Below are 16609 nucleotides of genomic sequence, written 5' to 3' on the forward strand. Positions count from 1 at the left end.
TGCAGGAGGTGAATCGACGATGAGAAGAAAAACAGACACGCTAATCCACGTAAGTGATCATGAGTTGACGGCATTTGCTACTTTTGGTATACTCCTGTCAATCGTATTCTCTATGGATGCTCTGGGTGTTTTGGAGGAAGCTAATATGTCGTTTTTTGATAATCCTTGGATCAGCCTTGGGATCAACGTCTTTTCCAGTATTGGTGTAACCATTGCTTTAACGGTGACAGTATATTTCAAGTTTTTGAGACACATACCTGAAGAAAATGAGCGTAGAATCAACCAACTTCTTAATGACCGGCTATCCCATGAGACAACGAACCACAATGCGGAAATGGCAGCTCTGAATCCAAACACGGCGCAGTTATCAAAAGAGCATGATCTAATCCGAAATGATGTGGAACTTATTAAAGTGGAGTTTATCAGACAATCTTCCCGTGCAGATGCAGGATACGATTTAATGAAAGACAGTCAGCGTGAAGTTGTCAATGTAATTCGGCGTTTGGATGCTATACCACGACTTTGGGAAGAACTGCTTACTGAAAATCAGCAATTGAAAACAGAAAACAAAAATCTGCAGGCACAATTGACGAGACAAGACCCGGACAGAGAAGGAACTCGGCATAGGTTCAGCCCTGATTTATCAGAAAAATCATTTCGGAATTTGGAGGAAGCCGAATTGTGAACCATGCCGAAAAATACCAGCCTGAAAAGGCTGGTATTTTTTCATGGCGTGACTATACCTCGGCATCTTGGGATTGAAATTTTCCACAAAAGAGAAAAATCAGCTTCCAACGAGAACCAAAAACAATTTGAAGCAAAAAGTTTTGCACTTTTCCACAAAATGAACGCTTTTCGCTACTTTGTATTGCATTTTGCAGTCGTTTGTGCTATCATGTAATTAGAAGTAGAATACACTTTTTCAAGGAGGTATTTGAAATGAAAGAGACTCTGAAAAGGAACTGGAAAGGCATTACCGCCACCGTGGTGGCGTTCGGCGCTGTCTTCGGCGCAATCTACTATGTGAACCACATCTATCTGCCGGATAAGCGTCAAGCTGCTGCGGAGCAGCTGGCCGCACAGGATGCCGCCGAAGTGGTAACGCCCAAGGAATACAATTTCGACATCAATGAAACGCAGCCCACGGCTCTCTCCTCCGGCAACGGCACGAACACCGCCGATGACAGCATCAAGGTCACCACGGATGCCGATGGCAATGTGACCATTGACCGGAAGTGGGATCATATTGATCCCAGCGAGTTGGACACTTCCACGGCGGCTCCCGGCGCGCCTACCGCCAACATCGGCAGCGGAGGCGGCAAGATTACCGGCACGGACGGGGCTTATCATGGGGAGCAGGCAGCAACAACCACACCGTCCACCGGCAGTTCCGGCACAACTACCACAAAGCCCTCCACCGGCGACACCACTTCCAAGCCCAGCACCGGCACGGAGAACAAGCCCTCCACCGGGACGACCACGAAGCCGACCACGCCCAGCACGGGCGGTTCTACCACAGAAAAGCCCTCTGGCGGCTCCAACTCTGGCAGCTCTACGCCGCAGGATGGTGATATTCGCACTGAAAATGGCAAACAGCAAGAATATGTGGACGGTTTCGGCTGGGTAGACATCACCAACAACATTGGCGGCACGGACTATATCGACATGGATGCAATTGGCACACCCGAGGATTGGGAGAGATGGGACAGGCCATGTGAAAACGCCGTGTTTGGTTAATTCTTATCATGGGCTAAGATCTGTCCCGGCCAACCGGCAAAACTGAATAGCAAAGGAAACTCCTTGCGTACCAATGGACGCAGGGAGTTTTTATTTTTGGAAAGGATGTGTTTTTTTGCAAAAAAAGAGAATTGCAGCGGGACTGCTGGCGGCTGTCATGGCACTGTCACTGCTGGCGGTACCGGCCAAGGCAGACCCCGTGGGCGACGGCAATATTGACAGCGGCACTGGCGGAGGTGGGAGCGGCAGCGGCAGCGGCGGTTCTGGCATGGGGACAGGCAGTAAGCAAAATTATTGGAACAACGAGGACGGCTGCCGCATTACCATCCTGAAAAACAACAGCAAGGTCTATCAAATGGACTGGACTAATCAGCCGGAAGCCGCCAGCGTGAAAAGGTCGTTTGCTCCCAAAAACAAGCTGGATTACTTGCATGGGGCAGGTCTGAGTATAATCAGCGGCAACAACAGCTATAAAAGCACCGTTCTTCCAAAAACCCTAGAAATGGACACGATTGTAGGTGGTGCGGGCGGCAACAACATTGCCGCCATCCGGCGATATTTCACGAAAGAAGATACTATTCGTGCCATTTCCAATGGTGTTGGCATTCCCTATGACGACCTGATCGGCGGCGAGTATCGGTTACTTTTGGAACCAATCGCCTACTTCACGTTTAAAGGCGTCAAGTGGGCCATGACGGCGACCGAAGCCGCTATGTATGACGTGCAGGTCAAAGGCCAGCTCCGGGCATGGATGAAGTCTCTGACCCATCAGAATCTTCCTCTGAGCATGTTTTTGGAGAAGACCGACGAGGAGTTGCACTTGGATAAGTGGACAGGCTCGAAGAGTGGCAAGCAGACCAACGCCGACATCATCCACTTTCTCGGCATGGGCATTGTCTCCTTCAAGGCCAAACCACCGGTGGTAACACCCGGCGAGTATGATTACGAATTCCGCACGGACACGGATGTGATTATCAGCTTTCCGTTGTCTGCGCGGGAGGCGATCACGCCGGATAACAATGCGTATGCGACGATGTCTATCGGCGGAAAAACCTTCCGCAAAAGTTTCATCTGCCCAGAAGGCGGCACGCAGCTTGTGTGGGTGCAATGGCACACCCCCAAAGAACCGCAGACGCTGACCGCGTCCGCCTTTGGTGGGGATTCTTCTGTGACGCTGCGAATCAATGTGGTGAAGCTGGAAGAAAAAACACCACCCGATCCGACCTATTATGACCGCAACGATGGCTTTACCCCGCCGCCAGCGCCGGACTACGGCAGCAACCTCAGCACCACATGGGGCGAGTGGATCGCAGAACCGGCTTTAATCGGCTGGAGGTGGAAGTACGTGACCTACAGCGCGTCGCTGGTGATCCACAAGTACACCCTGAAGCCGGACGAGCGCTGCAAGACGGATTACCGCATCGGCAATGGACAGACCACCATGCGATCCGGCTATGGTGTGGAAGTCAGTGTGGAGCCGTTGGTGCAGTATGGCGGCGGTGTGTCAAGCTATGATGTGACGCCGGTTCAAAACGCGGTGGCCACATTCCCGGAGTTCAGTTATCAGGAGTATGACCGGCTGCTGGAGAAGGTAGACGCGCGGCGCTGGTCCTTCAAGCAGAATCCCTACTCGTACTACTCAAATCGCATTCACTACACGCCCATCTGGTTCCCGGACGGGGACTATACCGTGCCGGTATGCGTCTTTGACGCTTGGACACCCGGCGGGCAGCTCTACGCCACCATCACCGACACGTTGAATATCTTTGGCGATGTGCTGGATGATTGGTATATCCATGTAACAGATTAGCGGGGAGCATTCGAGCGGCTAGCAAATTCGGATGGCTCCGAGCTTTCGGCACAGATTGACAGGACATAGTAGATAGGGTAAAATAAAAACCGCCCTGAAAAGGGCGGGCGCTGTTGTAAAAATGGCGGTTAGCCACTCCCTTGAGAAAGGGGGTGATGCAATTGTGGGAAACGGGTTCTGGGCGAAAGCCCTGCGAATCTTCGTGTGCGTGGCAGTGATGCTGTACATACTGACCATAAAAGCGTGCTAGCCGCTCGGCTGGTCCCCGAACGGCTAGCGTAAGTTAGTTGAGAGGTATGGGCTAACCGTCATGCAACAGCGCCCTTTCTATATCCATTATAGCGAATCTGCCGCCTTTGTCAAGGCGGCTTTTATTTTGGAGAGGAGTTAGAACCATGCTCAACAAGATCATTCTCATGGGTCGTCTCACTCGCGACCCGGAATTGCGCCGCACTGGCAGCGGCACGGCAGTCACATCATTTAGCCTAGCCGTTGACCGGGACTTCAAGTCCCAGAGCGGCGAGAAGGAGACGGACTTTATCGACATTGTTGCTTGGCGCACCACAGCCGAATTTGTCAGCAAATACTTTACCAAGGGCCGCATGGCCATTGTGGAAGGCCGTTTACAGATCCGCGACTGGACGGATAAAGATGGCGGGAAGCGCCGCTCGGCGGAGGTCGTGGCCGACAACGTCTACTTCGGAGATTCCAAACGGGATGGCGACGGGCATTCTTCCGCTCCTGCATATGGTGCTACCCAAGTTGGCAGCCCAACCCCCGTTGACGCGCATTCCGAGTTCGCAGAAATTGAGGAAGGAGATGGAGAGCTACCATTTTAATAATAGACAAGGAGAGATTATAGTGATTATTGTGTTAGCCGACGCGCCCACACTGCCCGGTTATGATTTTGACGGCTGGTCAACCTCCGACGCGACCATCGCTGATGGCAGTTTTACCATGCCGGATGCAGCCGTGGTACTCACCGGCGCGTGGGCAACAAGGACAGATATTCCATACACTGTTGAATACTACTGGCAGAATGCTGCTGATGATGACTATACATTGGCAGATACATTCCGTGGCAAGGGTTCTGTGGGCGGGAGTATCCCTCACAAGGAATTTGAGGGCTTTACCGAAACTCCGGACAGTGTCACTGCCGAGGGCAGTACCAAAATTAAAAGCGACGGCAGCACTCTTGTAAAACTCTATTATGACCGTGATCGGTATCTTGTCTCGTTTGCGTATTACGGGACTGCTCCGAACGCTGCGCCCACTCTGCCGGAAAGCACACTCTATCGCTTCGGAGCCTCCGTTACGCTGCCTGCGATTCCCAGCACAGTTTCCGGTATGAGCTTCTCTGGCTGGACTGCGGACGGTGGGAAAATTTCTGGAAACATCCTGTCTGTGCCGGCACAGGATACACGGGTCACTGGCACTTGGAAGCAAATCTCCGATTCCGGCGATGTGCCTGAGGCAACTCCTATTGAAGCAGTAACACTGGAGGACAACGGCTCCGCTTATGTGATCGGCTACGAGGACGGTACCTTCCGACCGGATGCTTATCTGACAGCTAAACACGAGGCACTTATGCTATCCCGGCTGGGGCTGCCTGTAACGCCGTTGAGCGGCGGTGCAGACGCGCTTGGCACAAAACGGTACATTACCCGCCGGGATTTTCTGCACACATTGCTGCATGCGGCTGGAGTGGCTGCGGAGTCTGCTGCAGATCCCATGGCACAAGCGGCGGCACTTGGCTGGATTTCCGGCTACACGAACGGCGAATGGTATCCCAATGCCTACATTACCCGTGCGCAGGCCGTGGTAATCATCAACCGGGCTTTTGATCGCGTGGCCGCGTTAGACCTGAAGACCGATATCATTTATGTGGATCTGCCGCAGGACTATTGGGCCTATGATGCGATCATGGCCGCATCCAATATTTTTTGAGCAAAGCAGTGCAGGAGCCGGACGCAATGTCCGGCTCCCGTTCTTTGTTCTACGCTCTGCAAAACGAGCGCATATTGAAAGAGCTTAAAAAGTTTGATACAATACTGGAAAATACTATGATTTTTTTAATGCTATGCATTGACTTGTTTTACCTTGCGTTAATACCACAGGTAAGTTTTATGGTAAGTTGCTTGTGCACACAAAGATGCGGGCCTCAAGTGCTGCGGGTGCGCGTTGTTGAAAAGGAGGGCAGAAATGGCTGGAAAGTTTCGTAATCAGGTTATGCGTCTGTCCCTACAAGAGCGCACGAAAAAGAAAAATTCGCAGCTCCACGATGAGAAAATCCGACTGGAAAGCCTGTCGGATGAAGAGCTCATGTTTTATTATCTCGAACTAAAATCATCCTATGAATATAAAAAGAATGTTTTCTCGTTTCTCTTAGTTACTATTTTAGTAGCGGGAATCTCAGACGTTTGGCGGCTGCTGGCTGAATTTGCTAAAAAAGCGCTGACACTTGACCTCTCTCGTTGGGTTTGCACAGAAGCAGATTTATCTGCGATTCTTACGGCGTTTTGCCTTGTCGGCGTCTGTATTAGCGCAGCCGTCTTTACTATGCTTATCTGGTATTTAAAATCAATGCGCACAACACATCAGATGCTGCTGATGGTAGAAAAAATACAAGAGAAACGAGAATAAGGGAAATTGCGATGATGATAAAAAAGAGATGTTTGATTTTAGAAGCGCCATATGCATTAATTGTGACAGCTTATCTGTTGGCACTCAACGGACTGAATCATAGGCTGCTGTCACTGTCGGCACAGAACGAAGCAATCTCGCCTTTTGAATTGCTGAGTTACCACAACTATGAGCCTCTATATTTTTTCTTTATTGCAGTTGTGCTGACCATTATTGGTGTTGCCCTCTCTATTTATCATATTCGCCAAATTAGGCATATGGAACTTGAATACGACGAACTACTTGCAACGCTCCTCTCAATTTTGATTAACATACTTCTAATTATTCTGCTCTTCATTTTTATTAATAACCCTATACTTAGAGCAATCATCTGTGTTGTTTTTATCGTAATAGGAGGTCTTGGGTTGAGTCAGGACTAGAGCATAAAATAGCTTTGCCTATAAGCACAGGAACCTAGTATTTTACTAGGTTCCTGTGCTTTATTTTGCAAAAAGCGCGTGCAGCCTGTGCAAGAGGCTGCACGCAAAGAGAAGGAAGGAAGAAAAGAACATGAACACAAAACATTCACTTTTTCGGAATCCCAGTTGCCTCCTGTACAATCAGGCGCTCTCTTACAGCGCCCGCTGGGTGGGAGCCGCCCTGTACAGCCGCCGCAACCACCTTGGCCAATGCACCATCAGTCTCGACGCTCTGGCCAAGCTGGCCAGCTGCTCCGTTCCCACCGCCCGCAAAGCGACGGAAGAACTGAAGCGCGCCGGCTGCATTGATTTCTGCCGCAGCTACCAGTACCAGGAGAAGATCGGACGCGTGGGTTATGGAAAGACCACCTACGCCTGCTTGCTTCCGGTGACGGAGGACTATACCCTGATCCCGCGCGAGATATTCCAGTGGAAGCTGTCCCACGGAGCCTTCTGCGTATGTCTGTGCCTGTTCCAGCAGGCGGGTAACAACAAGAAGGCGTTCCCGTCCATCCGCAGTATCGCAAAACTGCTGGAGATGGGTTGCTCCACCGTGTGCAGAGCGCTGGGCGCGATCCGCAAGCTGCAAGGCATCATTGTCCTGCGCTGCAAAAACCGCAACTGCACGTTTAACCGCAATTCCTATTACCTCAGAGTAGAATACAAGGGGGTAGTCCAGACATCTGTGACGGATTCTGTGCCGCACAAGGGGGATTCCTGTTCTTTCTTCTTCTCTCATTCTACCGCGGTACATAGTCAAACGCAATCTCTTTCGGATCATGGGGGTGCTCCCATTTTTTACAGACAACTTAGGGACTTAGATAACGATAGATCTTACAAGAGAAGAAAAAACTATAGGGCGGGAGACTTGTCGCTTGAACAAGGTATGCTTGTGAATGATACCCGTTTTAGGCATTTTGGGGGTTCAATAAAAAAGGCTGTCTCAAAGTCGTATGACTCCGGGACAGCTTTCGTGTCAGATACCTGGTGGTAGATTTATATATGTATGGTTAGTTCATTGTAAGGCGGAATATCAAAATCTCCGGGCAAAACCTTTCCCCAATCTTCGCCATTGATCATGGCTGTGTCCAGATAAGTTCGCAATTTTAGGACTACTGTTATGAATTAAGCAGTAGAAAGCAGCAGTGTCTGAATGGCTTTGGGGTGGATGTAAGCTCTGGAAACAGACCAATCCTCGGCATACTCCATGAGATAAGTGGTCACCAGACGAAGGTAGGACTCTTGGTTGGGGAAGATGACCACCACATTGGTTCTCCTTCTTTTACGGCATATGTCAATTTTGTTATTGACATATGCCGTTTTCACTTGTACAATCAAGGTATAAACGACATATGCCGCAATCAAAACAATAGGGAGGTGACTATCCATGCTAAATATGGATGGTACGAGTTCTTGACAGATGTGGTACTAGGTACGCTGAGGCTATGGCCGATGCTGCCGTGCAACACACGTTAAAAAACAGCTTTTGTTGTTTTGTTGCCGATAGCGACAAAGACGCGCTACCGGTGCTGAAAGTAGCTCTAGAACAGCGGCTCGCCTGCGCTGAGTATCTCTTGCAGAGAGTTTAATTTACAGACTGCTCGGAGGACTCCCCGGCGGGAAAAGATTGGAGGAAATTATGCCGCGCCCCAAAAAATGTAGGAAGGTCTGCTGCCTTCCGCCCATCAGCCAGTTTGTTCCCGCAGGAGAGGACGTCTCTTGCCGTGAAACTGTTGTGATGACGGTAGATGAATATGAAACGGTTCGTCTCATCGACAACGAGGGCTTTTCGCAGGAGGAATGCAGCGGATATATGAACATTGCGCGTACCACAGTACAGCAAATTTACGATGGCGCACGCAAAAAGATTGCCCACGCACTGGTGGATGGACTGTCGCTGAAGATCGAGGGCGGTGACTACCGTTTATGCGACGGCAAGGAGCGCTATTGTGGCTGCGGCGGATGTCGGAGACATCGGCTCGGCTACATGGACGAGACGCAAAAGGAGGAGAATTTATGATTATTGCAATTCCCGTGGATGAAGGAAAGGAAGCTGTCTGCGCTTCATTTGGCCGCACACCGTATTTTCTAATTCACTGCACGGAAAACGGGCAGACAGATGTTTTTGTAAATCCGGCGGCCAAAGCACAAGGAGGCGCGGGTATACAGTCTGCGCAATTTGTGGTCGATGCGGGCGCGAATACACTAATTACGGTTCGCTGCGGACAGAACGCGGCTGATGTGTTCAAAGCCGCGAATATCAAAATCTACAAAGCAACAGGCGGCAGTGTCGACGATCAACTCAGGGCACTTGCGGAGGGAAAACTTGTCGAGCTGACCAGTTTCCATGCGGGTTTTCACGGCAAGGTATGAGAGTTGCAGTGCTCAGCGGAAAAGGAGGCACAGGCAAAACCTTTGTGTCGGTATGCCTCGCCGCCGTTGCGCAAGACGCGGTTTATATCGACTGCGATGTGGAGGAACCGAACGGCCGTCTTTACTGGAAACCGAAAATTGAAACAGAAGTGCCAGTTTCTGTTTTGGTTCCCGTGTTTGATGCGGAAAAATGCAGTGGATGCCGGAAATGTGTGGAGTTTTGCCGCTTTCACGCGTTAGCCTTTGTCAAAGATAAGCCGATTGTATTTTCCGAGGTCTGTCATTCCTGCGGAGGCTGTATGCTGGTGTGCCCGGAATCTGCCGTCGTGGAAACACCTCGCCCGGTGGGTATGGTGGAGAAAGGGACGAAAGCCGACGTACGTGTCGTGACGGGCATCTTGAATACCGGCGAAGCATCGGCGGTGCCTGTCATTAAGGCCGCCCTGCGTGCCGGAGGCAAGGCTGATTTTACCGTCATCGACTGCCCACCCGGCAGTGGGTGTCCGGTGATGGAAAGCGTGAAGGACGCGGACTGTTGTTTGCTGGTGGCCGAGCCCACCGCCTTTGGCTTACACAATTTTAAGATGATACATCGGCTGGCTGCGTTGCTGAAAAAGCCCTGCGGTGTGGTAATCAACAAGGCGGACGCGCCTTACGCGCCGCTGGAGGAATACTGTGCGGCACAGAACCTACCCATTCTGCTGCACATTCCGTACACTGAACAGTTGGCGGCGTTGGGCGCGGCGGGCAAAATCGCTGTGGATCAAGACATTGAGCTCGCGCAGGCGTTTAAAGGACTGCTCTCCGCCGTTAAGGGAGGGCTGCTCACATGAAGAAACTGCTGATTCTCAGCGGAAAAGGTGGTACGGGCAAGACCACCACCGCTGCGGCGTTTATTCGCTTTGCCAATGCCTGCGCCTATGCAGATTGTGATGTGGACGCGCCGAATCTTCATCTGGTGGCCACTACGGGTAATGAACCAGAGTATTTTGACTATATGGGTTCTCAGAAGGCCGCGGTCGACCCCGGCAAGTGTCTTGGTTGCGGCAGTTGTATAAAGGTTTGCCGTTTTGACGCTATCCGTAAAACGGGAAGCGTCTGTAAAGTTGACGAGTTTGCCTGTGAGGGCTGCGGCGTGTGCACAACAGCCTGCCCTGTCGGGGCGGTTGGGCTTCAGGACGACGTGGCCGGTGAGGTGGCGCTGTATCGAAACCCGGCGGTGTTTGCCACGGCGCAACTCAAAATGGGGCGTGGCAATTCCGGCAAGCTGGTATCTGAAGTAAAGCTTGCGCTGGCGAACGCCGCGCAGGGTGAGGAACTTGCGATCATTGACGGTTCACCCGGAATTGGCTGCCCCGTAATTGCCTCCATGAGCGGGGTGGATCTGGTGCTGATTGTGGCAGAGCCCTCGCTTTCGGGCCGCAGCGATTTGGAACGTATTCTGAAAACAGCGGGAATCTTCCAAACGAAAACGGCTGTGTGCATCAACAAATACAATGCGAGTCCGGAAAACGCAGAGAAGATCGAGCTGTTTTGCACCCAACGCGGCATCCCCTTTGTGGGCCGTATTCCCTATGACAGGCAGGCATCTGCCGCTATCAATTCCGGAAAGAGTCTTGCGGATATCGACTGCCCCGCATCCCGCGCACTGCGGGAAGTGTTCGCGCGCACCATGAATTTGCTGGGTGGTGAAACGAGATGAAAATTGTTGCCCTGATGGAAAACACCTCGGAGCGCGCCGACTGCTGTACGGAACACGGCCTGAGCCTTTATCCGGAAACCTGCGGACAGAAAACCTTCTTTGACACCGGTCAATTCAGCGCGTTTGCCGAAACCTCGGTGTCGATCTCTCCGCCGTCAATTTGGCGGTTCTCTCCCACGGACACTATGGCCACGGCGGCGGACTCGGCGCATTTTTGAAGCGAAACGAAAAGACACCGGTGTACCTGACTTTGAGGAACACTTGAATGCGACCGGAAGGGACGTTGGCCTTAACCGGGCGCTACAGGCAACCAAGCATCCTGTTTTTATGGGGGACTCTGTGGAACTTGCCCAGGGGCTGGAACTTTTCTCCTGCAACGCGCGCTCGCATCCGTTTGGAAGCAAGTCATTTGGGCTTTCCGTGCAAAGGAACGACGTGACTGAGCCCGACGATTTTTGGCATGCAACAAAAATATGCAGATTTTCCGTGCAGTTTGCCTATATTGGAAGATGGTGCGGGCTTTTATGTCATTGCACGGTGTTGCCTTAGATAAAAATCGGTCATTCTCATCACTACTCAGGATTGCCACGCACATAAAAGTTGCTAAATCAACCGTATGTAAAGTCCTTAATCGCACATTGTCCAACAGAAATAGCAAACCCCTTAATTCAAGCTGAAGGTATTAACATTGCTCGAACTCTATGTGTTTCAATTCTAGCAAAAGTGCGTGCGCTTTTCAATATTCGGAGCGGTCCGAAAACAGACTAAGGTAACGATAGATCTTACAAGAGAAGAAAAAACTCTAGGGCGGCTAAATACGAAGCTGCGAAACGTATGATTAAACGCTGTATGCATGGCGAACCAAATTCACCTGTTATTCCAACGACTGTTAAGTGCCTCCGGATGATTGCTTTCAGTTCTGCTGTGGACAAAAGCTGTGCTAGCGCTTTCGCGCCAGCACAGCTCTTATGTGGCCTTTGACTGGGATGACCGCCGCCTGTATCCCAAGAAAACCCGAAAAGCAGGAAGCAAAGGAGGCGATAGAGGCCGTAACTCGTATCGTTTGACCAGCGAAGGCGCTCTGCAGTTCTCACAAGGTTCGCCGCTCATGTGGAAGTGAGGTTCACTAAGCAGGCTTACAAAACAATCAACGCCACAAGTCCTGCCAGCAGGATCGATAAGATCAATCTCTCCACCCATAGGATCAGAAGATCGGTGACCTTGACAGGAATCTTGGTGGACAGGATGCAGGGGATCACCGCCGAGAAAAACAGCAACTCAGAAATGCAGCACACGGCAACCACATAGCGGGTGGCTAACGCGGCGCTGGTGACAAATGCGGCGGGCAGGAACATCTCGGCAATTGTCGTTGCCAGAGACTGGGCGGCCAACAGCGCGTCCGGAATGCGAACCAGCAACGTGAAAGGATAAAAAATGTAGCCGATGATGCTGAAGACTGGGGTGTATAGCGCCAGCAACATGCCCAGAAGACCAATGGAGAGAATGGTGGGCAGGATGTTAGTGATCATGCGCAGACCGTCTTTGGTGTTTTTCCAGACGTTTACGCCGATGTTGCCGGAGCGACCGGCGGCTTGCAGTGCTTCATTCCATGCCACCCTGAGATGATCCTTGTCCACGGTGGCCTCAGGATTGGGAGCAACACCTTCCATGTACTCATCGGGAATCTTCGCTGTGGGATAAATCCGCGCGACGATGGCGGTGACGATAAAGGTGATAAGCAGTGTTGTCCAGAAATAGAAATTCCATCGATCCATCAAATCCAGCGTTTTGGCAACCACTACCATAAAGGTGGTGGACACCGTGGAAAAACCAGTGGCGATGATATAAGCTTCTTTTTTCGTATAGCGGCCCTTGTGATACATATCGTCGGTGATGATCAGCGCCAGAGAATAGCTGCCTACAAAAGAGGCCACCGCGTCAATGGCGGAGCGACCGGGGGTTTTCCAGATCTTGCGCATAACCGGCTGCAAAAACACGGCCACAAATTCCATCAGACCGTAATCGGTCAAAAACGAAAGAAACACTGCACCAATGGGGATCAGGAAACACAGGCTGCAACACAGCGTGACAAACAAATAGGGCAGAAGATCGGCGTTAGTCAACAGTTCCTCCGGCCCAAGCTGAAAGACGAACATCGCCGCGCATACCAGTCCTATGATTTTAAAGATGGAGAACACAATGTCTTTCACGCTTTTCTTCCAAGTTTTTTTTACGAAAGGCAGAATGGCTCCTGCCGCCACCACGATCAAAACCACATACCCCTGAACCGTCGTACCCAGCGCGTTTCGAATCAGTGTGGTCACATGATCCACCGGAATGGTGGTTTTGCCGTTAAACGGTATGCTGACAAAGAACATGAAGAATCCCAACAGACTACACAGAATAAATTTTACCGCATTGCTTGAGCCTTTTTTTGTAGTTTCGCCCATGATTTCTCCTCCTCCAAAAATTCTTTGCTTGGACTTTATGGAGATAGCATATCACAGCGATGCTCACACTTTAGTCACACATTATTCATACGTTTGTCAATTTGTTCGGCGCTTTGCACATGGCCGAGTGGCGGGAATCACGGTGCTTTCGTCAAAGTGCCGCTGAGCATTCCGTTGGTCTCCTCTGCCCAACTGTACTGCGTCATATACTCGCCCCGGTATGCGTCTATTCCCGGCTGACTACCGTCCCGCCACTGGTAATAATCGCAGCAAACCAATTCCGGCTTGATGGCAAGCCGCTTACCTGTTTTCTCCAAAACCTCCCCGCACCCCACACGGCGCAGGGTGTCCTGTAAATCTTTGCGCAGATTTTGAAAATAGGACAGATGTGTCTCGTCCTCCCAGAGAATGGACATAATTTCGTCCGCGCCACAGCTGGCACCGCAGCGATCCACCAGATACGCCAGCAGCTCCCGTGTGCGCTCATACTTGAAACTTAGATACTTGCCCTCTACGCGGGCTTCAAAACTGCCAAAGCATTGGATGGAAAGCCGTTTTTCACTGGGAACGGGGTATCTCAGGCATTCCAACTGCCCGCGCAGCTCCTGCGGATCAATGGGCTTAAGCAGATAGCCGCTGGCATTGAGCTGATAAGCGTCAAAGGCATAGTCGGCGTACGCCGTAGTATAAATAATGTTCAACTGCGGAAGCAGGGCGGACAGCTTTTTGCCAAGGGTAATCCCATCCATGCCCCGCATTTCGATATCCAAAAAGGCCAGTTCCACGGGGTTGTCCGCCGCAAAAGCCAGCGCTGCGGAGGGTCGTCGGAAATCGTAGACCTCCACCTGAGGCAATACTTCGCAGATGCATTCCCGCAGCCGCTCCAGCATAATCGCTTCATCATCCACCGCAAGGACTTTCATTGCAGTTCCTCCTTCGCCTGTTTCCCGCCGGCTTCGCCGACGGGCCTTTCCGCCTTTGGAACGCGGATGGACACAAGAGTACCCGACCCCGAATGGCTTTCGATTGTCAAACTGCCGTCACACATAAACTGTAAGCGTCTGCGCACGTTCTCAATCCCAATGTGCACCCGTCCGTCTTCCAGCGCGGCCTTTTCGTCAAAGCCCACGCCATCGTCTTCGACCTGGATCAGCCAGACGTCCGCAAGCTCTCGGCTTCGGATTGTTACAACGCCACCGTCGTCCTTTCGGCCCAACCCGTGCTTCACCGCGTTTTCCACCATCGGCTGGACGCTCAGCGGCGGCAGAAGAAATTCCGAGCACTCCACCTCATAGACCACCCGCAGATCATCCCCAAACCGCATCTGCTCCAGCCATAAATATGTTTTCACGTGCTGCAGCTCCGTTGAAAAGGACACCATTTTTACGTTTTGAACGGATTCCAGATTGGTTCGCAGATAACGGGCAAAAGCATCGATTGCCGTGGAAGCCAGTACAGGATTCTTTCGGCATAACTGCCCGATGGTCCCAAGCGCGTTAAACAAAAAGTGCGGCTGGATCTGGGAGAGAATGATCCTTGCCCGACCGTCGGCCAGCTCCATCTGGTTTTTTGCCAGCTCCGCTTTTTTTAGCGCCAACTCCGCCTGACTCGTGGCCAGCTCTCGTTCCGCCTGTTCCTCCCGGGCCTCTTCCCGCTCCCACTCGGACAGAATCCAGATTCCTGCCAAGCTCAAAAGAATCACAAAGGTAGTCATCAGATAAAAGCTGCTGTTTTCCCGCAGTACCTCGGAAAACGTTTTAGTGAAGACATAGGTGGTCAGCCATTTCTGCTGAAGGGCGGACAGCGTTCCGTCCATCTGCATTTCCCTGATCGCGGAATCAAGCTCTCCCGCAAGGGCCTTTTCCCCCTCCCGGACGCCAAGTCCCAGCCCGCTGTCCATCATGGCAAAGACCTGAAGCAGGTCGGTGTACCCCTTTTGTTGAATCAGCATTTTGGCCACGGACGCGCGCATAACCGCGTAGTCGATCTCTCCCCGCTCCAAGGCATCCAACTCCTCGGTGTAGGTATCATAGCGGCGGGCGTTTCCCTCAATCCCGTAAATATCCACTTCCGTATTGCCGTTGAGAATCGCGATGCGCGCATGTTTCAGGTCGTTGACGCCGCTAATGGGCGTCTTCCCATAGACCACGAAGGCGTCGTCCGCAATGATGGAGGTGATCATCAGCCCGTCGTTCCGGTTGGAGATGCTTTCAAGACCCATCACAATGTCCGCGTCTCCATTTTTGACTTCCTGCACCACCTTGGCCCAAGTCAACAGTCGAATCTCCACATTGACCTGCAGCCGGTTTGCGACTTCGTTGATGCATTCAATGTCGTGTCCGGTCAAGGAGCCGTCCTCCTTGACGGAGGAGTAAGGCGCAAAATCAATATCTCCAACCACCCGCAGCGTTCTTTCATAGCAGTTCTGCGCGGCAATTTTCACCTCAGGCTCACCGGCGAACCAGCCACCCTGCACGGCTGCGCCGCCAATTTGAATTGCCAGCAGAACGACAATTAAAACGCTGAGCAGATAAATTTGAAGAAATCGCTTTTTTAAAACAGTTGTGCTTCCCATTGCAATCACCGTCCTTTTGAAATTCCATCGCGGCTTTGCCACACCTGTTTCTGCAAGGCACTATAGCATAAGTCGGCAAAAAAGTACAGATAGCCTTCGAAAGAATCACTTCCAAAGGCCGTCTTGCTCTATTATCAAAAGATTTGCTAGCTATAAAAGAAAGGCTTGACCTACTCATTTTCCAAAATTAAGAGTGATGGCAGTACCATCGTAAAACTGTACTACGACCACAATGTCAACGCCGTCACCTATGTTTATTCCAATGGGATGGACGCAACGCCCCCCGGCGTTGCCTGAGACGGGCACTTTCGTTGTGGCCATACGGTGAGCGTTGATACAGGTGCTCCTGTGCTTCCGGGCTATGAGTTCTCCGGGTGGGAGACTACGGATGCGGTAGTTACCGATGAGCAGTTTGCCATGCCGGATACGCCAGTGACCTTTACCGTGACGTGGATGCCGCGCAGCGATACGCCCTTCACGGTGGAGTATTACCAGCAAAACGCCATTGATGACAGCTACACGCTGGCAGATACGTTTCACGGGGAAGGAACTGCCAGAGGGAACATCCCGCTCAAGGAATTTGAAGGCTTCCTGCTGACGCCGGATAGCGTGACGGCTGCAGATAGTTTCAAGATCCGGAGCGATGGAACAGCCACGCTGAAACTCTACTATGAACGGGAGCGCTTCGCCGTGACGTATGCTTACGCGGGACGCGCTGCCGGAGATACCGTTCTGCAGGCAACCAGCTATTGGTACGGACAGACGGTGACGTTTCTAGCGTAGCCACAGAGCAAGGGCGCGTTGCGCTTTTTGGACTGGGCGCTGGATGGGACGCTCACAAACGCGCTTAATTTTGCGCTG

At 51.7% G+C, this 16609-nt stretch carries 19 protein-coding genes and 1 pseudogene; 16 read left to right on the top strand and 4 right to left on the bottom strand.

Translation table 11 applies throughout. From position 1 onward, the window contains the following. Window positions 1–19: 19 nt before the first annotated feature. The 9 genes from ON16_RS02110 to ON16_RS15500 all read left to right on the top strand — a co-directional run bounded on the left by ON16_RS02110 (window position 20) and on the right by ON16_RS15500 (window position 7642). On the top strand, window positions 20–685 hold the full coding sequence (locus tag ON16_RS02110; RefSeq protein WP_040658991.1) for a hypothetical protein: 666 nt from the start codon (window positions 20–22) through the stop codon (window positions 683–685). Between the two features lie 3 nt (window positions 686–688). Next, on the top strand, window positions 689–901 hold the full coding sequence (locus ON16_RS02115; RefSeq protein ID WP_040658993.1) for a hypothetical protein: 213 nt from the start codon (window positions 689–691) through the stop codon (window positions 899–901). Between the two features lie 38 nt (window positions 902–939). Further along, window positions 940–1737, top strand: a complete 798-nt coding sequence (locus ON16_RS14850) for a hypothetical protein (protein WP_051131472.1) — start codon at window positions 940–942, stop codon at window positions 1735–1737. Window positions 1738–1852: 115 nt separating this feature from the next. After that, window positions 1853–3547, top strand: a complete 1695-nt coding sequence (locus tag ON16_RS02125; RefSeq protein ID WP_144032026.1) for a DUF8193 domain-containing protein — start codon at window positions 1853–1855, stop codon at window positions 3545–3547. Window positions 3548–3942: 395 nt separating this feature from the next. Beyond that, window positions 3943–4386 (top strand): single-stranded DNA-binding protein, encoded by a 444-nt coding sequence (locus ON16_RS02130; protein ID WP_040658997.1) that lies wholly within the window; start codon window positions 3943–3945, stop codon window positions 4384–4386. Between the two features lie 22 nt (window positions 4387–4408). Next, on the top strand, window positions 4409–5494 hold the full coding sequence (locus tag ON16_RS02135) for an InlB B-repeat-containing protein (protein ID WP_040658998.1): 1086 nt from the start codon (window positions 4409–4411) through the stop codon (window positions 5492–5494). Between the two features lie 255 nt (window positions 5495–5749). Then, a complete protein-coding gene (locus ON16_RS02145) occupies window positions 5750–6190 on the top strand; it encodes a hypothetical protein (RefSeq protein ID WP_040659002.1) in 441 nt (146 codons plus the stop codon). A gap of 11 nt (window positions 6191–6201) precedes the next feature. Beyond that, a complete protein-coding gene (locus tag ON16_RS02150) occupies window positions 6202–6609 on the top strand; it encodes a hypothetical protein (RefSeq protein WP_144032028.1) in 408 nt (135 codons plus the stop codon). Window positions 6610–6739: 130 nt separating this feature from the next. Continuing rightward, window positions 6740–7642, top strand: a complete 903-nt coding sequence (locus tag ON16_RS15500; RefSeq protein ID WP_144032029.1) for a helix-turn-helix domain-containing protein — start codon at window positions 6740–6742, stop codon at window positions 7640–7642. Between the two features lie 131 nt (window positions 7643–7773). On the opposite strand, the pseudogene ON16_RS16410 reads toward ON16_RS15500, so the two are convergent. Then, window positions 7774–7929 (bottom strand): annotated as a pseudogene (locus tag ON16_RS16410) (transposase); the annotation flags it as partial. A 358-nt stretch (window positions 7930–8287) separates the two neighbouring features. Here ON16_RS16410 and ON16_RS02165 point away from each other — a divergent pair. Genes ON16_RS02165 through ON16_RS02185 form a run of 5 tightly spaced genes read left to right on the top strand, consistent with a single transcriptional unit; the run spans window position 8288 to window position 10941 of the window. After that, window positions 8288–8668: a DUF134 domain-containing protein gene (locus ON16_RS02165; RefSeq protein ID WP_040659012.1), complete on the top strand. Its 381-nt coding sequence runs from the start codon at window positions 8288–8290 to the stop codon at window positions 8666–8668. After that, on the top strand, window positions 8665–9021 hold the full coding sequence (locus ON16_RS02170) for a NifB/NifX family molybdenum-iron cluster-binding protein (RefSeq protein ID WP_040659014.1): 357 nt from the start codon (window positions 8665–8667) through the stop codon (window positions 9019–9021). Before ON16_RS02165 ends, ON16_RS02170 begins: the two co-directional genes overlap by 4 nt. Before the next feature lie 8 nt (window positions 9022–9029). Beyond that, window positions 9030–9854 (top strand): nucleotide-binding protein, encoded by an 825-nt coding sequence (locus tag ON16_RS02175; protein WP_243441745.1) that lies wholly within the window; start codon window positions 9030–9032, stop codon window positions 9852–9854. Beyond that, the gene (locus ON16_RS02180; protein WP_040659018.1) at window positions 9851–10723 is read left to right on the top strand and encodes a nucleotide-binding protein; all 873 of its coding nucleotides are present in this window, start codon (window positions 9851–9853) and stop codon (window positions 10721–10723) included. The genes ON16_RS02175 and ON16_RS02180 overlap by 4 nt, the downstream gene beginning before the upstream one ends. After that, a complete protein-coding gene (locus tag ON16_RS02185) occupies window positions 10720–10941 on the top strand; it encodes a hypothetical protein (RefSeq protein ID WP_040659019.1) in 222 nt (73 codons plus the stop codon). The genes ON16_RS02180 and ON16_RS02185 overlap by 4 nt, the downstream gene beginning before the upstream one ends. Window positions 10942–11859: 918 nt before the next feature. Here the strand turns inward: ON16_RS02185 and ON16_RS02190 are convergent. From ON16_RS02190 to ON16_RS14855, 3 genes are all read right to left on the bottom strand, one after another. Continuing rightward, window positions 11860–13173: a YjiH family protein gene (locus ON16_RS02190; RefSeq protein ID WP_040659021.1), complete on the bottom strand. Its 1314-nt coding sequence runs from the start codon at window positions 13171–13173 to the stop codon at window positions 11860–11862. A 137-nt stretch (window positions 13174–13310) separates the two neighbouring features. Continuing rightward, entirely contained in the window at window positions 13311–14096 is a 786-nt protein-coding gene (locus ON16_RS02195; RefSeq protein WP_040659022.1) for a response regulator, read from the bottom strand. Then, window positions 14093–15748 (bottom strand): transporter substrate-binding domain-containing protein, encoded by a 1656-nt coding sequence (locus ON16_RS14855; RefSeq protein ID WP_051131473.1) that lies wholly within the window; start codon window positions 15746–15748, stop codon window positions 14093–14095. Before ON16_RS14855 ends, ON16_RS02195 begins: the two co-directional genes overlap by 4 nt. 165 nt (window positions 15749–15913) lie before the next feature. On the opposite strand from ON16_RS14855, the gene ON16_RS16225 reads away from it, so the two are divergent. Both ON16_RS16225 and ON16_RS02205 read left to right on the top strand, forming a co-directional pair. Further along, window positions 15914–16045, top strand: a complete 132-nt coding sequence (locus ON16_RS16225) for a hypothetical protein (RefSeq protein ID WP_274531942.1) — start codon at window positions 15914–15916, stop codon at window positions 16043–16045. A 27-nt stretch (window positions 16046–16072) separates the two neighbouring features. Beyond that, window positions 16073–16531, top strand: coding sequence for a hypothetical protein (locus ON16_RS02205; protein WP_144032031.1), 459 nt, complete (start codon window positions 16073–16075; stop codon window positions 16529–16531). The last annotated feature ends 78 nt before the right edge of the window (window positions 16532–16609 follow it).

Source organism: Oscillibacter ruminantium GH1, assembly GCF_000307265.1.
Classification (GTDB): domain Bacteria; phylum Bacillota; class Clostridia; order Oscillospirales; family Oscillospiraceae; genus Oscillibacter; species Oscillibacter ruminantium.

Excerpts from the sequence above, each read along its gene's own strand:
- ON16_RS15500 (WP_144032029.1), top strand. The coding sequence starts at position 6,740 with ATGAACACAAAACATTCACTTTTTCGGAATCCCAGTTGCCTCCTGTAC.
- ON16_RS14855 (WP_051131473.1), bottom strand. The coding sequence starts at position 15,748 with ATGGGAAGCACAACTGTTTTAAAAAAGCGATTTCTTCAAATTTATCTG.
- ON16_RS02150 (WP_144032028.1), top strand. The coding sequence starts at position 6,202 with ATGATGATAAAAAAGAGATGTTTGATTTTAGAAGCGCCATATGCATTA.
- ON16_RS02185 (WP_040659019.1), top strand. The coding sequence starts at position 10,720 with ATGAAAATTGTTGCCCTGATGGAAAACACCTCGGAGCGCGCCGACTGC.
- ON16_RS02110 (WP_040658991.1), top strand. The coding sequence starts at position 20 with ATGAGAAGAAAAACAGACACGCTAATCCACGTAAGTGATCATGAGTTG.
- ON16_RS02145 (WP_040659002.1), top strand. The coding sequence starts at position 5,750 with ATGGCTGGAAAGTTTCGTAATCAGGTTATGCGTCTGTCCCTACAAGAG.
- ON16_RS02115 (WP_040658993.1), top strand. The coding sequence starts at position 689 with ATGCCGAAAAATACCAGCCTGAAAAGGCTGGTATTTTTTCATGGCGTG.
- ON16_RS02165 (WP_040659012.1), top strand. The coding sequence starts at position 8,288 with ATGCCGCGCCCCAAAAAATGTAGGAAGGTCTGCTGCCTTCCGCCCATC.
- ON16_RS02190 (WP_040659021.1), bottom strand. The coding sequence starts at position 13,173 with ATGGGCGAAACTACAAAAAAAGGCTCAAGCAATGCGGTAAAATTTATT.
- ON16_RS02180 (WP_040659018.1), top strand. The coding sequence starts at position 9,851 with ATGAAGAAACTGCTGATTCTCAGCGGAAAAGGTGGTACGGGCAAGACC.
- ON16_RS14850 (WP_051131472.1), top strand. The coding sequence starts at position 940 with ATGAAAGAGACTCTGAAAAGGAACTGGAAAGGCATTACCGCCACCGTG.
- ON16_RS02170 (WP_040659014.1), top strand. The coding sequence starts at position 8,665 with ATGATTATTGCAATTCCCGTGGATGAAGGAAAGGAAGCTGTCTGCGCT.
- ON16_RS02130 (WP_040658997.1), top strand. The coding sequence starts at position 3,943 with ATGCTCAACAAGATCATTCTCATGGGTCGTCTCACTCGCGACCCGGAA.
- ON16_RS02195 (WP_040659022.1), bottom strand. The coding sequence starts at position 14,096 with ATGAAAGTCCTTGCGGTGGATGATGAAGCGATTATGCTGGAGCGGCTG.